A 15,662-nucleotide genomic window follows, 5' to 3' on the forward strand; every position below is an offset into this window, starting at 1 on the left:
TCCGCCGCGCAACGACCGAGGAGCCCGAGATGACGGCACAGGTACTCGACGGCGTCGCGACGGCGACGGCGGTCAAGACGGAGATCGCGGAGCGGGTCGCCGCTCTGCGCGAGCGGGGCGTCGTGCCCGGGCTCGGAACGCTGCTGGTGGGGGACGATCCCGCCTCCCGCTCGTACGTCGCGGGCAAGCACCGCGACTGCGCGGAGGTCGGGATCGAGTCGATCCGCGTGGACCTCCCCGCGACCGCGTCGGCGGACGACATCCGCGCCGCCATCCGGCAGCTCAACGACTCGGAGGCCGTGACCGGGTACATCATCCAGCTCCCGCTGCCGAAGGGCATCGACGAGAACGCGATGCTCGAGCTCATGGATCCGGACAAGGACGCCGACGGCCTGCACCCCACCAACCTCGGCCGCCTGGTTCTCGGCGTCGAGGGCGAGCTGGACAGCCCGCTGCCCTGCACGCCGAACGGGATCGTCGAGATGCTGCAGCGCCACGGCATCCCGACCTCGGGCCGGCATGTCGTCGTCGTGGGCCGCGGGCTCACCGTCGGCCGTCCGCTCGGGCTCCTGCTCACGCGGAAGGGCCTCGACGCCACCGTGACCCTCACCCACTCCCGCACGGCCGATCTCGCCGCGGAGGTGCGCCGCGCCGACATCGTGGTGGCCGCCGTGGGCGTGCCCGGGCTCATCCGCGCCGACTGGGTGAAGCCCGGCGCCGCCGTGCTCGACGTGGGCATCACGCGGGTCGAGAACCCGGAGACGGGCCGCGCGAAGCTGACCGGCGACGTCGCACCGGAGGCGGCGGAGGTCGCGGGCTGGCTGTCGCCCGTGCCCGGCGGAGTCGGCCCGATGACGCGCGCGATGCTCATCCACAACGTGGTGACGGCGGCCGAGCGCGCCCTGCGCTGACCGGTCCCGCGCCACAGGACCCGCGCCGGACCGCGCTCGGGGGCGACGTCCAGTCGCCTGCCGGTAGCGTGGCCCGGCGCTCTCGCGTCCCCCACCCCGTCGGACACGTCCTCGGAGCGCGCCCCGCCCCACGAGGAGAACCCATGCTCACCGTCACCGCCTACGCCGCCCCCTCCGCGACCGAGCCGCTCGTCCCCACCACCATCGAGCGCCGCGACGTCGGACCGCACGACGTGCTCATCGAGATCGCCTACTCCGGCATCTGCCACTCCGACATCCACACCGTCCGCGGCGACTGGGGACCGGTGGCGTACCCGCTGACCGTCGGCCACGAGATCGTCGGCGTCGTCGCCGAGGTCGGCTCCGAGGTCACCAAGCACTCCGTCGGCGACCGCGTCGGCGTCGGCTGCATGGTGAACTCCTGCCGCGAGTGCGAGAACTGCCTCGCGGGCGAGGAGCAGTACTGCCTGAAGGGCAACACCGGCACCTACGCCTCCGTCGACCGCGACGGCACCATCACCCAGGGCGGCTACTCCACGCACGTCGTCGTCGTCGAGGACTTCGTGCTCCGCGTGCCGGAGTCGATCCCCTACGAGGCCGCCGCTCCGCTGCTGTGCGCGGGCATCACGACCTACTCGCCGCTCTCGCACTGGGAGGCGGGCCCCGGCAAGCGCGTGGCCGTCGTCGGCCTCGGCGGGCTCGGCCACATGGCCGTCAAGTTCGCGCACGCGATGGGCGCCGAGGTCACCGTGCTCTCGCAGACCCTCAGCAAGAAGGAGGACGGCCTCCGCCTGGGCGCCGACCACTACTACGCGACGCGCGACGAGGCGACCTTCACCGATCTCGCGAACACCTTCGACCTGATCGTCAACACGGTCAGCGCGCCCCTCGACCTCGACGCCTACCTGGGGCTCCTGCGCCGCAACGGCACGATGGTGAACGTGGGCGCTCCGGCCGAGGCGCTGCCGCTGCACGTCTTCACGCTCTTCGGCGCCCGTCGCTCCTTCGCGGGCTCGGGCATCGGCGGCATCCGCGAGACCCAGGAGATGCTCGACTTCTGCGCCGAGAAGGGCATCGCGAGCGAGGTCGAGGTCGTCTCGGCGTCGCAGATCAACGAGGCCTACGAGCGCGTCCTCGCCTCGGACGTCCGCTACCGCTTCGTGATCGACGCCTCCACGTTCGAGAAGTGAGGGCGGCCGGGGCGCTAGCCTCGGCGGCATGAGCGAACGGAGCCACCCGGCCGTCGACCGCGTCCTCGCCGACCTCGACCGGCACGGCGTGCACCCGACCGTGCGCTGGCTCGATTCGGCCGCGTCGACGGCGGCACTGGCGGCCGAGGCGCTGGGCGTCGACGTCGGCCAGATCGCCAACTCGCTCGTGTTCCTGATCGACGGTGCGCCGCTGCTGGTCCTGACCAGCGGCGGCCACCGCGTCGACACCGCCTGGCTGGGCGTGCAGCTGGGCGGATCGATCACCCGGGCGCCGGCCGCGGAGGTGAAGTCCGCGACGGGCCAGACGATCGGCGGGATCGCGCCGGTGGGCCATCCCGCGCCGCTGCGCACCGTGGTCGACACGGCCCTCGCCGCCTACGACGTGGTCTGGGCTGCGGCCGGGCACGCGCACACCGTCTACCCGACGAGCTTCGCCGAGCTGGTTCGGGTCACCGGGGGAGAAGGGCGCGCCGTCGTTCCGCCGGATCCGGCGCCGTAGCGGCTGGACGAGGAACGCCCCCTGCGACGCGAGGTCGCAGGGGGCGTCGACGGAAGCAGAGGTCAGAGCACCCGACCCGCGCCGTCGGCGGCCGTGACCAGGAAGAGCTCCGGAGTCGTGAAGCCCTTCTCGGCGAAGGCGGCGAGGACCGCGGCGCGGACCTCCTCCTCCTTCTCCACCGGGGTGAGGGCGATCGCGGAGCCGCCGAAGCCGCCGCCGGTCATCCGGGCGCCGATCGCTCCGGCGCCGCGCGCCGCCTCGACGGCGGTGTCGAGCTCGGGCACCGAGATCTCGAAGTCGTCGCGGAGGGAGACGTGGCCGGCGTCGAGCAGATCGCCGATCGCCCGGGGACCGTGCTCGCGCAGGGTGCGGACGGTCTCGAGCACGCGGACGTCCTCGGTCACGACGTGCTTCACGCGCCGGTAGGTGACGTCGTCGAGGAGCTCCTGGGCGCGCGGCAGGTCGTCGACCGTCAGCTCGCGGAGCGACGGCACGCCGAGGGTCGCGGCGCCGAGCTCGCAGGAGGCGCGCCGCTCGGCGTAGCCGCCGGTGGCGTGCGCGTGCTCGACGCGCGTGTCGACGACGAGCAGGACGAGGCCGGCCTCCTCGAAGCCGAGGGGGACGACCTCGGTGTCGAGGCTGCGGCAGTCCAGGAACACCGCGGCGTCGCGCTTCCCGAAGAGGGAGGCGGACTCGTCCATGATCCCGGTGGGGGCGCCGACCGCGACGTTCTCGGCGCGACGGCCGACGCGGGCCATCGTCGCGCGGTCGAAGCCGAGGTCCCAGAGCTCGTCGAGGGCGACGGCCATCGCGCACATCAGCGCCGCCGAGCTCGAGAGCCCCGCGCCGACCGGCACGTCGGAGTCGACGTACGCGTCGAAGCCCGAGCGGGAGCCCAGGTCGACGCCGTACTCGGTGAGCGCCCAGACCACGCCGAGCGGGTAGGCCGACCAGCCGGTCACGGCGCCGGGGCCGAGCTCGTCGAGAGCGACCTCGACCACCTCGGGGGAGAAGGCGCTGCTGATCCGGATCAGGCGGTCCTCCCTGGGCGCGACGGCCATCGCCGTGGCGCGGTCGATCGCGAAGGGGAAGACGAAGCCGTCGTTGTAGTCGGTGTGCTCGCCGATCAGGTTCACGCGGCCGGGGCCGGCCCAGACGCCGGCGGCGGGGCGGCCGAAGGTGCGCTCGAAGGCGGCGGCCGCGCTCTCGGCGACGGCGGTCAGGGAGGCGGGAGCGGCGGTCATCGGTTCTCCTCGGCGATGTCGGCGGCGGTGGTGGCGGGAGTGGCGGCGCCGCCGGGAAGCGAGTCGTCGCTGTGCGCGGCGACCGGCAGGGCCGCGTCGGGGCGCTGTGCGATCCCGGCCTCGAGCACGGCCGCGTCGGCCCGCTCGATCGCCGCGCGCAGGGCCGCGGCGCTCGTCTCGGGGGCGATGTCGCCGATCCAGGCGCCCATCGCGGCCTCGCTCCCCGCGAGGTACTTGAGCTTCGTCTCGGCGCGGCGGGGCGAGGTGATCTGGAGCATCAGGCGCACCTCGTCGCGGCGCTCGTGCACCGGGGCCTGGTGCCAGGCGGCGATGTAGGGCGTCGGGGTGTCGTAGAGGGCGTCGATGCCGCGGAGCAGGCGCTGGTACATCACAGCCAGCTCGTCGCGCTCCTCCGGGGTCGTCGCCGCCAGGTCCGGGACGTGGCGGTGCGGCAGGAGGTGCACCTCGACGGGCCAGCGCGCGGCGAACGGCACGAACGCGGTGAAGTGCTCGCCGCGGAGGAGGACGCGCTCGCCGGCCTGCTCGAAGGCGAGGACGTCGGCGAACATCGACGGCCCGTAGCTGTCGAGCGAGGCGAGCAGGCGGGTCGTGCGCGGCGTGACGTAGGGGTAGGAGTAGATCTGCCCGTGGGGGTGGTGCAGCGTGACGCCGATCGCCTCGCCGCGGTTCTCGAACGGGAAGACCTGCTGCACGCCGGGAAGGGCCGAGAGGGCGCCCACGCGGTCGGCCCAGGCCTCGACCACGGTCCGGGCGCGGGAGGCGCTGAGCGTGGCGAACGAGCCCTCGTGCTCGGGGCTGAAGCAGACGACCTCGCAGCGGCCGACGCTGGTCAGCGTCCGGCCGAGCCCGAGAGTGCGCAGGTCCTCCAGGGAGGCGGGCGCGTCCGCGTCCTCGAGGAGCGGGCCGAAGGAGGGGGAGCGGTTCTCGAAGACGGCGACGTCGTACCGGCTGGGCACCTCCGACGGGTTCGTCGGCGACGCCGGGGCGAGCGGATCGAGCTCGGCCGGCGGCAGGAACACGCGGTTCTGGCGCGACGCGGCGATGGAGACCCACTCGCCGGTCAGCACGTCCTGGCGCATCCGCGCGGTGGCGGGGCGGGGGTCGAGGTGGCGTGCGTCGGCGGCGCGCTCCGGGGGGAGGGTCGTGTCGGCGTCGTCGAAGTAGAGGAGCTCGCGGCCGTCGGCCAGCGTGTGCGGGCGCTTGACGACGCCGGCGGAGAGTGTGATCGCTTCGTTCATGGCAGGAGTCAGACTAGGGCCGCATCTTCGAAAAGGAAAGCTCGTTTTCCCTTTGACAAGTCCACCGGTCCGCGGGCACGATGGGCGGATGAGGACGGACGGCGAGCAGGAGTCCACGTCGGCGATCGAGCGCCGGCTGCGGCTGCGTCTAGCCGCCGAGAGCTCGGGCTTCGTCGGGGTCGCCCCGATGGCCGACATGCTCGGGGTCTCGGTCGTCACGGTCCGCTCCGATCTCGCCCTGCTCGCGAGCGAGGGCGTCCTCCAGCGGGTGCGCGGAGGGGCGATCCCGGCGCCGAGGCCCACCGGCGAGCGCTCGCTCGAGGAGGGCCTCAGCGCCGCCTCCGACGAGAAGGCCGCGATCGGCGAGGAGGCCGCCGCCTCCGTCTCCTCCGGGCAGAGCATCGTGCTCGACGTGGGCACCACCCCGCTCGCCATCGCGCACGCGCTCGTGGCGCGGGAGGATCTGCGCGACGTCACGGTGATCACGAACGGCCTCTCCACTGCGCTGGCGCTCGAGCCGGCCATCCCGCGCTTCACGGTCGTCGTCACCGGGGGCACTCTGCGGCCGCTGCAGCACTCGCTGGTCGAGCCGCTGGCGTCCGAGCTGCTCGAGCGGATCCGCGCCGACATCGCCTTCATCGGCTGCACCGGCGTGCACCCCGAGGCCGGCGTCACCAACGTCAATCTCCCGGAGGCGACCCTGAAGCGTCGGATGCTGCAGGCGGCGACCCGCCGGGTCGTGGTCGCGGACTCCTCGAAGCTCGGAGTGGTCGACCTCGGCCGGGTCGCCGCTCCCGACGAGTTCGACCGTCTGCTCACGGGGGCGGGCGCCGCCGACGGACTCGTCGCCGCTCTGGAGGAGGCGGGGCTCGCGGTCACCCGCTGCCGGGCGCTCGGCGAGCGCGTCAGTCCGTAGGATCGAGGAATGGCCGACTTCACCCCCGCCCCCGCCACCGGGCGCCAGTTCTCGCTCGACCTCACCGCTGAGGGACGCACCCTGCACGCCGTCGTGACGGAGGTGGCCGCAGCGCTGCGCCACCTCTCGGTCGACGGAGTGGAGATCACCGCCTCCTACCCGGAGAGCACCGTCCCGCCGTTCGGCTCGGGCATCGTCCTGATGCCCTGGCCCAACCGCGTGAAGGACGGGCGCTGGCACCACCGCGGCGAGACGCTCCAGCTCGCGATCACCGAGCCGAAGTACCACAACGCCATCCACGGCCTCCTGGTGAGCACCCCGTACCGCCTCGTCGACCAGGGCCCGTCCTTCGTCGAGCTGGCCGCGCCGGTCGTGCCGCAGGCGGGCTACCCGTTCCACCTCGAGACCTCGGTCCGCTACGAGCTGCAGGCCGACGGGCTGAAGGTCGTCCACCGCGTCGTCAACGTCGGAGCCGACGAGGCGCCCGTCGCCATCGGCACGCACCCCTTCCTCGCCATCGGCGACGTCCCGACCGACGAGCTCGAGATCACCGTCGACGCGGCGGTGCACATCGAGGTCGACGAGCGCCTCAACCCCACCGTGCAGAACCCGGTCGAGGGCACCGAGTGGGACCTCCGCTCCGGCCGCCGCATCGGCGACCTGGAGCTCGACGACGCCTGGGCCGACGTCCGGATGGTCGACGGCGAGAGCGTGCACGGCCTCCGCGCCGCGGACGGCCGCCGCGTGCTCCTCTGGGCCGACGCCTCGCACAACTTCATCCAGGTCTTCATCACCCGGATCTTCCCCGACGGCGACGACGTGAAGACCGCGATCGCCGTGGAGCCGATGACCGCTCCCGCAGAGGCCTTCAACAGCGGGCAGGGCCTGCGCTGGCTCGACCCGGGCGAGGAGTGGACCGTCGCGTGGGGCATCCGCCACGAGGGGTTCCCCACCGCGTCATGACCACCCTCGCGGCCGTCGGGCGCGACGACGAGGCCAAGCGCGTCGCCCTCGTCCGGATGAAGCGGCTCGCCACGGGCCTGCTCGTGGTGATGGCCGTCGTCTTCGCCGTGTCGTTCGCCCTGCAGGAGCGCTACCCGTGGCTGCAGTGGGTCCGGGCCGCGAGCGAGGGCGGGATGGTCGGCGCGCTCGCCGACTGGTTCGCCGTGACAGCGCTGTTCCGTCGGCCGCTGGGCCTGCCGATCCCGCACACCGCGATCATCCCGACCAAGAAGGACGAGATCGGCGCGAGCCTCGCGCAGTTCGTCGAGGAGAACTTCCTCCGCGGCGCCATCGTGCGCGAGAAGCTCGACTCCTTCGGGATCGCCCGGCGGGCGGGGCTGTGGCTCGCCGAGCCGGAGAACGCGCACCGGGTCGGCGGCGAGAGTGCCGCGGCCGTCCGCTCGGCGATCGCCCTGCTGGACGACTCCGACGTGCAGCGCGTGATCGAGGCGCTGGCGCGGCGCCACCTCCTCGACCCGCAGTGGGGCCCGCCGCTGGGCTCGCTGGTGGGCAGCGTGGTCGAGGCGGGCCACCACCGGCGCCTCGTGGACACGCTGGTGGAGCAGGCGGAGGCGTGGCTGACCGCGAACCCGCAGAGCTTCACCCGCATGGTCAGCGGCCGCCTGCCGAGCTGGCTGCCCTCCGCGGTCAGCCGAGCGGTGGACGAGCGGCTGTACCGCGAGGCGCTCGTCTTCGTCGCCGCGGTGCGCGAGGACCAGGTGCACCCGTTCCGGATCGCGATCGACGGCTACCTCGCCACGCTGGCGCAGGATCTGGGCACCGACCCCGACCTGATCGCCCGGGTCGAGGAGATCAAGAACCGCGCCTTCGACAGCCCGCGCGTCCGCGAGCTCGCCGGGGACGCCTGGGAGGCGACGAAGGCCTCCCTCCTCGGCGCGATGGACGACCCGTCGAGCCCCCTCCGCGGCAGCATCGAGTCGATCGTGGTCGATCTGGGCCGCCGGCTCTCGACCGACGCCGGTCTCGCGGCGACCGTCGACTCCTGGATCGGATCGGTCGCGGCCAACCTGGTCGACCGCTACCGCACCGACATCGCCAGCATCATCGGCGACACCATCCACCGCTGGGACCCGCGCGAGACGTCCGAGAAGCTCGAGCTGCAGGTCGGGAAGGACCTCCAGTTCATCCGGATCAACGGCACCGTCGTGGGCTCCCTGGCCGGGCTGGTCATCTTCACCGTCGCGCACGCGCTGCTCGGGTCGTGAAGCGGGGCGCCCGGGCCCGCTCCGCAAGCCCTCGTCGGCGTCGGTGGTCGGGCGTACGGTCGCACCATGAGCGATGACAACACCACCGATCCCGATGTCAAGACCGAGGGCGACGTCCTCGGCGCCCGTGCCGACGACGGCAGCGACACCAGCGCCAGCAAGGACCCGTCCGACTGGGTCACCGGCGACGAGCCGATGACCGGCCCGCAGCGCAGCTACCTCGACACCCTCGCGCGCGAGGCGGGCGAGACCCTGCCCGCCGACCTCACCAAGGCCCAGGCCTCCGAGCACATCGACCGCCTGCAGTCCTCCACGGGCCGTGGCGACGGCAGCAACGGGCACGACTGATCCCGCCGGGGCGCCCCGGGGCTGAGCATCAGTCCCCGTCGGCGCCCCCGTCCGGGGCGCGCACACCGCGCCCCGACGTCCCTAGGGTTCCGTCATGGCGATCTCCCGCACCACGCGCAACGCCCTCGACCTCATCGACGCGATCCGGATCCCCGGCCGCATCGATCCCCGTCTGGCCCGGCAGGTGACCCTGTCCCTCCGCCAGCTCCTCGAATCCGGAGCCTTCGGCCCGAGCGAGCGGCTCCTCCGCCGCCGCGCGAGGAGGCTCCGCTCCCGCACCCGCGAGGCGGCCGCGTTCCGGCAGACGCGCCCGGCCGGCTGCACCGTCCAGCCCTGAGCCCGCTGAACGGAGTCGCTCCGCTGTGACCGGCGACGGGACAGACACCGTCTGCGCGGTCGTCTAGAGTTCCTGGCATCCGGTCCGCCGGATGCCCGCCGCAGTCTCCCGGCCGGTCGACAACGGAGTCGTCCCGGCGCGGGTCATCCCCCCGTTCGCGCGTCGAACGCCCCGCTGGTTCCAGCACCCCGCTCCCTCCTCGAGAAGGGACTCCCGCGATGACGACCCGCGTCTCGCACACCGCGACGACCGTCCGCCTCGTCCGCTGGTACCGGATCGACTCCGACTGGCTCTCGGAGGTCGTCACCGGCCGCCTGCTCGAGCACCAGGACGGCCGCTGGCGCCTGCTCGTCGGCGAGAAGGTCCGCGACTACCCGGACGAGGTGTGGTCGCTCTGCCACGAGTGATGCCGTCGCGGAGCACCGCGGCCCGGACGAGCCGTCAGAGGTAGAGGTAGTACGTCTTCGCGCAGTCCGTCGAGCAGAACGGGTCACGGCGGCGGGCCGGCCGGACTCGGCACGCCTCGCACAGCCGAGGCCGGCGCAGGAGGACGCGGAGGACGGTCAGCACCTCTGCACGGTAGTGCGGCGACCTGGCTGCGCCCTGGCACTGTCCGGAAAGCGCGACCAGGCGGTCGTGTGGTGGGCCCCGTCGGGCTCGAACCGACGACCCGCGGATTAAAAGTCCGCTGCTCTGCCAACTGAGCTAGAGGCCCGCGCGCTCCAGGGTAGCGGGCCGTCGACGCCCCCCGGAGCAGGTGCGGCCCGGAGCAGGTGCGGCCCGGAGCGCGGACGATCCCGGAGCGGACCGCGTCCTCCGCGCGGGCATACCCGCCCAGCCGCGGGCGTTACCCTCCTCGAACCCCCTACGGAGCGCGAGCGCGAGAGCGTCCGCGCGCACGACCGCGGAAGGCGGCCCCATGACAGACGGCTTCCACAAGCCGACCAAGTTCCCCTCCCACGTCTTCGAGGCGTTCCAGGGAGGAGAGGACCCGGCGCAGATCAGCCGCGTCGCCCACGAGACCGCGATCGCGCTGCTGAGCCGTGTCCGGAACGACCCCGACCCGGTGGTCATCGACCGCCTGGTCGAGTACACCGACCACAACGGCATCGACGCGCTGGCCGAGCTCTGGGCGCGCTCCAGCGCGGCGAGCCTGCCGGGCGCCCTCTGGCGGATCTACCTGCTGCGGCTGGTCATCCGGCAGGACCCGGAGAGCACGAGCTTCCTCTACCAGCGCGGAGTCGAACTGTCCGCCACGATCGACCCGGTGGTCGCCGGAGCCAGCACTCCCACGGGGCCGGCCGAGATCACCGAGCTGGCCGACCGGATCCTCCGCGGCGTCTTCGACGGCGACTTCGCGGTGGCACTGGACCGCGCCGCGGCGTTCTGCCGCGTGAGCGCCTCCGGAGCCGTCTCGGTCGCCGACGATGTGGAGCCGGTGAACCCCGTCCGGGCGAGCGAGCTGACCACCCGCGCCCTGCGCCTCTCGACCACCGCGGCCGAGCTCGTGAGCTGCGCGCGGCTGTGGCGGAGCGACTCCCTGGAGTGACGCGCAACCCGCGTTCACCCATTGCGAACGCCGCTCGCCGCCACCGCGGAGGCCTTTGGTAGACTGGCGGAAGCCGGATCGCAGTAACCCCGGGCTCCACTTATAGCCGCTTCGAGCGGCCTCGCGCCGAGAGGCGTTCCTGCGGTCCGGCCCCTTCTCTGCTCGCATCGAGGCCACGGTGCGCGAGGCGAGGGCCCAGGAGGAGTCGATCCTCGCCCGAGTCCCCACAGACAGGCGCCAGCGGAATGAAGAACAGCAGAGCTCTCCGGATCGGCGCGCGCGTCTGGGCGGGGACGGGGCTGCTGGTCGTCGCCGCCCTCTACCTCCTCGCCGCGCCGAGCGTCGACGACGCGGAGGGCGCCCAGTTCGCCGCGGGGGTCTCGCTCTCGCAGGGCACGGTGATGCGCGTCCTCGCGGTCCTCGACGTGCTCGCCGGGCTCTGGGTCCTCATCCGCCCGCGCAGCTATCCGGGCATCACCGCTGCGGCGGTGGCCGTGATCTCGCTCTGGCTGGCCCCCCGGCTGGGCGAACCCGCGCTCGTGCCGATCGGCGCGTTGGCGCTGGATGTCCGATTCGTGACGCATCCGATCGAGGTGTCGGTCGTCGTTGCAGGCCTGGCCGTGACAGCCTTCTGGATGACGCGGATTCTTTCAGCCCGGGCGCGGGCGAGGCGGGGCTGATGACGGACGACACCACAGCGGAGGCGGCTGTCCTCCTCGAGCGCATCGCCGGGGGAGAGCAGGCCGCGTTCGCCGCGCTCTACGACCAGATGGCCGGCCGGGTCCTCGGCCTGATCATCCGCGTCCTCGTCGACCGCTCCCAGTCCGAGGAGGTGGCCCAGGAGGTCTTCCTCGAGATCTGGCAAACCGCTGGGCGTTTCGCTCCGAATAAAGGAAGCGCGACGACCTGGATCCTCACGATGGCACACCGCAGGGCCATCGACAGGGTCCGCGCGGCTCAAGCCGGCCGTGATCGGGACATGCGCATCGGAATCCGAGACCTCGGACGCGACTACGACCAGGTCTCCGAGCAGGCGGAGGTGTCCCTCGAGCACGAGAAGGTCGCGGCCGCCATGGGCCGCCTGACGGAACTGCAGCGGCAGGCGCTGCAGCTCGCTTACTACGGCGGATACTCGCACAGCGAGATCGCGGGGATCCTGCAGTGCCCCGTGGGAACCGTCAAGACACGCCTGCGTGACGGAATGATCAGACTTCGAGAAGAGATGGGGGTGGCCCTGTGAACGATGTGCGACTCCCCGACGGGATTGACGACCCGCGCGATCTCGCGGCGGGTCACGCACTGGGCATCCTGACGCCCGAGGAGCAGGAGCGCTACGAGCGCTTCCTCTCCGAGCACCCGGAGGCGCGCGGCGAGGCCGACGCGTTCGCCGAGGTGGCGGAGGCGCTGGTCGCCGACGCACCCGCCGTGGAGCCTTCGCCGGGCTTCAAGGCCGACCTGATGGCGCTCATCGCCACCACTCCGCAGCTGCCGCTGGAGGAGCCCGACGAGGACCACGAGGTGCCCTCCGCGCCCCGTCTGGTCCCCGTCGCCTCCGAGGGCGAGCGGAGCGGTCCGACGGCTCGCCGGGACGGTGGCGGCAGCGCCGCGAACCGTGCACGGAGCCGCTGGTTCGCCCGCCCCGCGGTCTACCTCTCGGCGGCCGCGGCCGCCGCGGTGATCGTGGTCGGCGGAGTGACCCTTCCGCCGCTGCTCTCGTCCGGCCCCGGCCAGACGCAGCAGCAGACGGCTCTGGAGCAGATCCGCAGCGCCCCCGACGCGCAGGAGACGACCGGCACGGTCGCCACCGGCGAGCAGGCAACGCTGGTCTGGTCGAGCTCGCTCGGCCGCTCCGCCCTCGTGGTGGACGACCTGGCGCCGCTGCCGGAGGACAAGACCTACGAGCTCTGGTACATCGGCTCGTCCGGTCCGGTCGCCGCAGGGACGTTCGATGGGGGAGAGGGCAGCACCGTGGCCCCGCTCGAGGGGAGCCTGACCGAGGGCGGAGTCGTCGCCGTGACGGTCGAGGACGCCGGCGGCTCGCCGACTCCGACCACCGATCCGATACTGGCGATCGACATCGCCTGACGGCCCGAGCACGAGAAGAGCCGCACTCCCCTCACGGAGTGCGGCTCTTCTCGTTCCCGGAGGGCACGCGGTGGAACGAGAGCGAGCCGCGACCCCGGAGGGACGCGGCTCGCTCTCGCCTGCGGCGGATCAGCCGAAGCGGCCCGAGACGTAGTCCTCGGTCGCCTGGACGGACGGGCGCGAGAACATCGTCGCGGTGTCGTCGTACTCGATGAGCTTGCCCGGCTTGCCGGTGCCCGCGATGTTGAAGAACGCGGTGCGGTCCGAGACGCGCGAGGCCTGCTGCATGTTGTGGGTCACGATGACGATCGTGTAGTCGTTCTTGAGCTCCTCGATGAGGTCCTCGATCGCGAGGGTCGAGATCGGGTCGAGGGCCGAGCAGGGCTCGTCCATCAGGAGGACGTCGGGGGAGACGGCGATCGCGCGGGCGATGCACAGACGCTGCTGCTGGCCGCCGGAGAGACCGGAGCCGGGCTTGTCGAGGCGGTCCTTCACCTCGTTCCAGAGGTTCGCGCCCTGGAGCGAGCGCTCGACGAGCGCGTCCGCGTCCGACTTCGAGATGCGGCGGTTGTTGAGCTTCACGCCGGCCAGCACGTTGTCCCGGATGGACATCGTCGGGAACGGGTTGGGGCGCTGGAAGACCATGCCCACCTGCCGACGGACCTGCACCGGATCGACGCCCGGGCCGTACAGGTTGTTGCCGTCGATCAGGACCTCGCCCTCGACGTGCGCGCCGGGGATGACCTCGTGCATGCGGTTGAGCGTGCGGAGGAAGGTCGACTTGCCGCAGCCGGACGGGCCGATGAAGGCGGTGACCGTGCGGGGCTCGATGGCGAGCGAGACGCCCTCCACCGCGAGGAACTGGCTGTAGTAGACGTTGAGGTCGTTGACCTCGATGCGCTTGGACATTGCTTCCTTCGGGGATTCCGGCCGGAGCCGAGTGGTGGGTGTCAGCGGCCGAGCTTGGGGGCGAAGATCTTCGCGATCAGGCGGGCGACCAGGTTCAGCGCCATGACGATCAGGATGAGGGCCAGCGCGCCGGTCCAGGCCCGGTTGAGGAACGCCTCGGCGTCGGGGCCCTGGTTCGCGTACTGCGTGTAGACGAAGACCGGGAGGGTCATCATCCGCTCGCTGAAGAGGTCGTAGTTCATCGACGCGGTGAAGCCGGCGACGATGAGCAGCGGGGCGGTCTCGCCGATGACGCGGGCGATCGCGAGGGTGATGCCCGTCGTGATGCCGGCGATGGAGGTCGGCAGCACGATCTTGACGATGGTCAGCCACTTCGGCACGCCGAGGGCGTAGGACGCCTCGCGCAGCTCGTTCGGGACCAGCTTCAGCATCTCCTCCGACGAGCGGACGACCACGGGGATCATCAGCACGGCGAGGGCGATCGAGCCGGCGAAGCCCATCCGGACGCCGGGGCCGAGGAGCAGCGCGAAGAGCGCGTAGGCGAACAGGCCCGCGACGATGGAGGGGATGCCCGTCATCACGTCGACGAAGAAGGTGATCGCCCGGGCGAGGTGGCCGCGGCCGTACTCGACGAGGTAGATCGAGGTGAGCAGGCCGATCGGCACCGAGATCAGCGCGGCCATGGCCGTGATCTCGAGCGTGCCGATGATCGCGTGGAGGGCGCCGCCGCCCGCGTCGATGACGTTGCGCATCGACGAGGAGAAGAAGAGCGGATCGAACCGCGCGACTCCATTGGAGACGACCGTGTAGAGCAGGGAGATCAGCGGGAGCAGCGCGATGATGAACGCGGTCGCGACCAGCGAGGTCACGAGGCGGTCGACAGCCTTGCGGCCGCCCTCGACCAGGCGCGAGACCACGTAGATTGCGACGTCGAAGAGGACGGTGCCCCAGAAGATCGCTCCGACGAGGCTGAAGTCGTTCATCATGCCGGCCGCCTGGAGGATCAGGAAGACGGCGGCGAACACGACCCAGCTGCCGACGAGCAGCATCCAGGGAGTGCCCTTGGGCAGCTTGCCCGCCTGCAGCGAGAAGGGCATCGACGAGGTGGCGGCGGACATCAGTTGGCTCCCGAGAAGGCCTTGCGGCGGTTGACGATGAACCGCGCGACCGAGTTCACGACGAGGGTGATGACGAAGAGGATGAGGCCCGAGGCGACGAGGACGTTCACGCCGACTCCGCTCGCCTCCGGGAACTGCAGCGCGATGTTCGCGGCGATGGTGTTCGAGTTCTGCGAGGTGAGCAGGAGGAAGGAGACGACCGTCGCGGGCGAGAGCACCATCGCGACGGCGAGCGTCTCGCCGAGGGCCCGGCCGAGGCCGAGCATGGCGGCCGAGACGATGCCCGGAGCGCCGAAGGGCAGGACGGCCATGCGGATCATCTCCCAGCGGGTCGCGCCGAGCGCGAGTGCCGCCTCCTCGTGCAGGCGCGGGGCCTGGAGGAAGATCTCGCGGCAGACCGCGGTGATGATCGGGATGACCATGACGGCCAGCACCACCGAGGCGGTGAGGATCGTCTTGCCGGTGCCCGACGCCTGGCCGCCGAAGAGCGGGAACCAGCCGATGTTCACGTTGAGGAAGAGGTAGAAGGGCTGCACCATCGGCGCCAGCACGGTCGCGCCCCAGAGGCCGAAGACCACCGAGGGGACGGCGGCGAGGAGGTCGACCACGTAGCCGAGGGCCATCGCGATGCGGCGCGGCGCGTAGTGCGAGATGAAGAGGGCGATCGCGATCGAGAGCGGCAGGGCGATCACCAGGGCGATCACCGCCGACCAGACCGTGCCGAAGACCAGGGGGCCGACGTAGGCCCAGAAGCTCGTCGCGTCGCCGGGGAGGCTGCCGGCCGGCGCGGTGAACGCGGGGATCGACTGCGCGATGAGGAAGATCGCGACGGCGGCGAGGACGAGGAGGATGAGGGAACCGGCGGCGACGGTCGAGATCGAGAAGACCCGATCTCCGACACGCACCTTCGCCTTCGGGCGGACGACGGTCTCAGTTGCCATTCCAGGGGACTCTCTTCAGACGAGGGGGTTCGGCGGGGCGCACAGGGAGATGCTAGGGCTCGGAGGGGGCGTCCGGTGGGTCGAGCCCGGCACAGGCGGGGCCCGTC

18 protein-coding genes and 1 tRNA gene are annotated in these 15,662 nt (G+C 72.1%); 13 read left to right on the forward strand and 6 right to left on the reverse strand.

All coding sequences use genetic code 11. From position 1 onward, the window contains the following. The first annotated feature begins 29 nt into the window (after positions 1–29). The 3 genes from C5C30_RS01840 (at position 30) to C5C30_RS01850 (ending at position 2,621) form a co-directional block, all read left to right on the forward strand. Positions 30–911 (forward strand): bifunctional methylenetetrahydrofolate dehydrogenase/methenyltetrahydrofolate cyclohydrolase, encoded by an 882-nt coding sequence (locus C5C30_RS01840; RefSeq protein ID WP_104247702.1) that lies wholly within the window; start codon positions 30–32, stop codon positions 909–911. A 143-nt stretch (positions 912–1,054) separates the two neighbouring features. Next, positions 1,055–2,101, forward strand: coding sequence for an NAD(P)-dependent alcohol dehydrogenase (locus C5C30_RS01845; protein ID WP_104233905.1), 1,047 nt, complete (start codon positions 1,055–1,057; stop codon positions 2,099–2,101). Positions 2,102–2,129: 28 nt separating this feature from the next. After that, the gene (locus C5C30_RS01850; protein ID WP_104227277.1) at positions 2,130–2,621 is read left to right on the forward strand and encodes a YbaK/EbsC family protein; all 492 of its coding nucleotides are present in this window, start codon (positions 2,130–2,132) and stop codon (positions 2,619–2,621) included. A 62-nt stretch (positions 2,622–2,683) separates the two neighbouring features. Here C5C30_RS01850 and galK read toward each other — a convergent pair whose 3' ends face one another. Both galK and galT read right to left on the reverse strand, forming a co-directional pair. Continuing rightward, the gene (gene galK / locus C5C30_RS01855) at positions 2,684–3,865 is read right to left on the reverse strand and encodes a galactokinase (RefSeq protein WP_104224719.1); all 1,182 of its coding nucleotides are present in this window, start codon (positions 3,863–3,865) and stop codon (positions 2,684–2,686) included. Beyond that, positions 3,862–5,124, reverse strand: a complete 1,263-nt coding sequence (gene galT, locus C5C30_RS01860; RefSeq protein WP_104224718.1) for a galactose-1-phosphate uridylyltransferase — start codon at positions 5,122–5,124, stop codon at positions 3,862–3,864. Before galT ends, galK begins: the two co-directional genes overlap by 4 nt. A gap of 88 nt (positions 5,125–5,212) precedes the next feature. On the opposite strand from galT, the gene C5C30_RS01865 reads away from it, so the two are divergent. The 6 genes from C5C30_RS01865 (at position 5,213) to C5C30_RS01890 (ending at position 9,360) form a co-directional block, all read left to right on the forward strand. After that, on the forward strand, positions 5,213–6,040 hold the full coding sequence (locus tag C5C30_RS01865) for a DeoR/GlpR family DNA-binding transcription regulator (protein WP_104227275.1): 828 nt from the start codon (positions 5,213–5,215) through the stop codon (positions 6,038–6,040). 9 nt (positions 6,041–6,049) lie between these two features. After that, complete coding sequence (locus C5C30_RS01870; RefSeq protein ID WP_104247697.1) at positions 6,050–7,003, forward strand: aldose 1-epimerase family protein; 954 nt, start codon at positions 6,050–6,052, stop codon at positions 7,001–7,003. Further along, a complete protein-coding gene (locus C5C30_RS01875; RefSeq protein WP_104224715.1) occupies positions 7,000–8,268 on the forward strand; it encodes a DUF445 domain-containing protein in 1,269 nt (422 codons plus the stop codon). Before C5C30_RS01870 ends, C5C30_RS01875 begins: the two co-directional genes overlap by 4 nt. 66 nt (positions 8,269–8,334) lie before the next feature. Next, positions 8,335–8,616 carry a DUF3072 domain-containing protein gene (locus C5C30_RS01880; RefSeq protein WP_104224714.1) on the forward strand — a complete coding sequence of 94 codons (282 nt, stop codon included), beginning with the start codon at positions 8,335–8,337 and terminating at the stop codon, positions 8,614–8,616. A 94-nt stretch (positions 8,617–8,710) separates the two neighbouring features. Continuing rightward, positions 8,711–8,953 (forward strand): hypothetical protein, encoded by a 243-nt coding sequence (locus tag C5C30_RS01885; protein ID WP_104256416.1) that lies wholly within the window; start codon positions 8,711–8,713, stop codon positions 8,951–8,953. 218 nt (positions 8,954–9,171) lie between these two features. Beyond that, positions 9,172–9,360 (forward strand): hypothetical protein, encoded by a 189-nt coding sequence (locus tag C5C30_RS01890; protein WP_104224712.1) that lies wholly within the window; start codon positions 9,172–9,174, stop codon positions 9,358–9,360. 232 nt (positions 9,361–9,592) lie between these two features. Here C5C30_RS01890 and C5C30_RS01895 read toward each other — a convergent pair. Further along, positions 9,593–9,668 (reverse strand) — tRNA-Lys (locus C5C30_RS01895). Between the two features lie 204 nt (positions 9,669–9,872). Here C5C30_RS01895 and C5C30_RS01900 point away from each other — a divergent pair. The 4 genes from C5C30_RS01900 to C5C30_RS01915 all read left to right on the forward strand — a co-directional run bounded on the left by C5C30_RS01900 (position 9,873) and on the right by C5C30_RS01915 (position 12,587). Further along, positions 9,873–10,502, forward strand: a complete 630-nt coding sequence (locus tag C5C30_RS01900; protein WP_104261007.1) for a DNA-directed RNA polymerase subunit beta — start codon at positions 9,873–9,875, stop codon at positions 10,500–10,502. 245 nt (positions 10,503–10,747) lie between these two features. After that, the gene (locus C5C30_RS01905) at positions 10,748–11,182 is read left to right on the forward strand and encodes a hypothetical protein (protein ID WP_104333066.1); all 435 of its coding nucleotides are present in this window, start codon (positions 10,748–10,750) and stop codon (positions 11,180–11,182) included. Continuing rightward, positions 11,182–11,742 carry an ECF RNA polymerase sigma factor SigK gene (sigK, locus tag C5C30_RS01910; protein WP_104224709.1) on the forward strand — a complete coding sequence of 187 codons (561 nt, stop codon included), beginning with the start codon at positions 11,182–11,184 and terminating at the stop codon, positions 11,740–11,742. Before C5C30_RS01905 ends, sigK begins: the two co-directional genes overlap by 1 nt. After that, a complete protein-coding gene (locus tag C5C30_RS01915; RefSeq protein ID WP_104333067.1) occupies positions 11,739–12,587 on the forward strand; it encodes an anti-sigma factor domain-containing protein in 849 nt (282 codons plus the stop codon). The genes sigK and C5C30_RS01915 overlap by 4 nt, the downstream gene beginning before the upstream one ends. 129 nt (positions 12,588–12,716) lie before the next feature. Here the strand turns inward: C5C30_RS01915 and pstB are convergent, their stop codons facing one another. Genes pstB through pstC form a run of 3 tightly spaced genes read right to left on the reverse strand, consistent with a single transcriptional unit; the run spans position 12,717 to position 15,555 of the window. Continuing rightward, on the reverse strand, positions 12,717–13,496 hold the full coding sequence (gene pstB / locus C5C30_RS01920) for a phosphate ABC transporter ATP-binding protein PstB (RefSeq protein ID WP_104224707.1): 780 nt from the start codon (positions 13,494–13,496) through the stop codon (positions 12,717–12,719). A gap of 41 nt (positions 13,497–13,537) precedes the next feature. After that, positions 13,538–14,614 carry a phosphate ABC transporter permease PstA gene (pstA, locus tag C5C30_RS01925; protein WP_104224706.1) on the reverse strand — a complete coding sequence of 359 codons (1,077 nt, stop codon included), beginning with the start codon at positions 14,612–14,614 and terminating at the stop codon, positions 13,538–13,540. Then, positions 14,614–15,555 carry a phosphate ABC transporter permease subunit PstC gene (gene pstC / locus C5C30_RS01930; protein WP_104227270.1) on the reverse strand — a complete coding sequence of 314 codons (942 nt, stop codon included), beginning with the start codon at positions 15,553–15,555 and terminating at the stop codon, positions 14,614–14,616. Before pstC ends, pstA begins: the two co-directional genes overlap by 1 nt. Positions 15,556–15,662: the final 107 nt, after the last annotated feature.

Origin of the sequence: Rathayibacter sp. AY2B5 (assembly GCF_002931645.1) — a bacterium.
Classification (GTDB): domain Bacteria; phylum Actinomycetota; class Actinomycetes; order Actinomycetales; family Microbacteriaceae; genus Rathayibacter.

Excerpts from the sequence above, each read along its gene's own strand:
- pstB (WP_104224707.1), bottom strand. The coding sequence starts at position 13,496 with ATGTCCAAGCGCATCGAGGTCAACGACCTCAACGTCTACTACAGCCAG.
- C5C30_RS01900 (WP_104261007.1), top strand. The coding sequence starts at position 9,873 with ATGACAGACGGCTTCCACAAGCCGACCAAGTTCCCCTCCCACGTCTTC.
- C5C30_RS01850 (WP_104227277.1), top strand. The coding sequence starts at position 2,130 with ATGAGCGAACGGAGCCACCCGGCCGTCGACCGCGTCCTCGCCGACCTC.
- C5C30_RS01845 (WP_104233905.1), top strand. The coding sequence starts at position 1,055 with ATGCTCACCGTCACCGCCTACGCCGCCCCCTCCGCGACCGAGCCGCTC.
- pstC (WP_104227270.1), bottom strand. The coding sequence starts at position 15,555 with ATGGCAACTGAGACCGTCGTCCGCCCGAAGGCGAAGGTGCGTGTCGGA.
- pstA (WP_104224706.1), bottom strand. The coding sequence starts at position 14,614 with ATGTCCGCCGCCACCTCGTCGATGCCCTTCTCGCTGCAGGCGGGCAAG.
- C5C30_RS01885 (WP_104256416.1), top strand. The coding sequence starts at position 8,711 with ATGGCGATCTCCCGCACCACGCGCAACGCCCTCGACCTCATCGACGCG.
- galK (WP_104224719.1), bottom strand. The coding sequence starts at position 3,865 with ATGACCGCCGCTCCCGCCTCCCTGACCGCCGTCGCCGAGAGCGCGGCC.
- C5C30_RS01905 (WP_104333066.1), top strand. The coding sequence starts at position 10,748 with ATGAAGAACAGCAGAGCTCTCCGGATCGGCGCGCGCGTCTGGGCGGGG.
- sigK (WP_104224709.1), top strand. The coding sequence starts at position 11,182 with ATGACGGACGACACCACAGCGGAGGCGGCTGTCCTCCTCGAGCGCATC.
- C5C30_RS01890 (WP_104224712.1), top strand. The coding sequence starts at position 9,172 with ATGACGACCCGCGTCTCGCACACCGCGACGACCGTCCGCCTCGTCCGC.
- galT (WP_104224718.1), bottom strand. The coding sequence starts at position 5,124 with ATGAACGAAGCGATCACACTCTCCGCCGGCGTCGTCAAGCGCCCGCAC.
- C5C30_RS01840 (WP_104247702.1), top strand. The coding sequence starts at position 30 with ATGACGGCACAGGTACTCGACGGCGTCGCGACGGCGACGGCGGTCAAG.
- C5C30_RS01875 (WP_104224715.1), top strand. The coding sequence starts at position 7,000 with ATGACCACCCTCGCGGCCGTCGGGCGCGACGACGAGGCCAAGCGCGTC.
- C5C30_RS01870 (WP_104247697.1), top strand. The coding sequence starts at position 6,050 with ATGGCCGACTTCACCCCCGCCCCCGCCACCGGGCGCCAGTTCTCGCTC.
- C5C30_RS01865 (WP_104227275.1), top strand. The coding sequence starts at position 5,213 with ATGAGGACGGACGGCGAGCAGGAGTCCACGTCGGCGATCGAGCGCCGG.
- C5C30_RS01880 (WP_104224714.1), top strand. The coding sequence starts at position 8,335 with ATGAGCGATGACAACACCACCGATCCCGATGTCAAGACCGAGGGCGAC.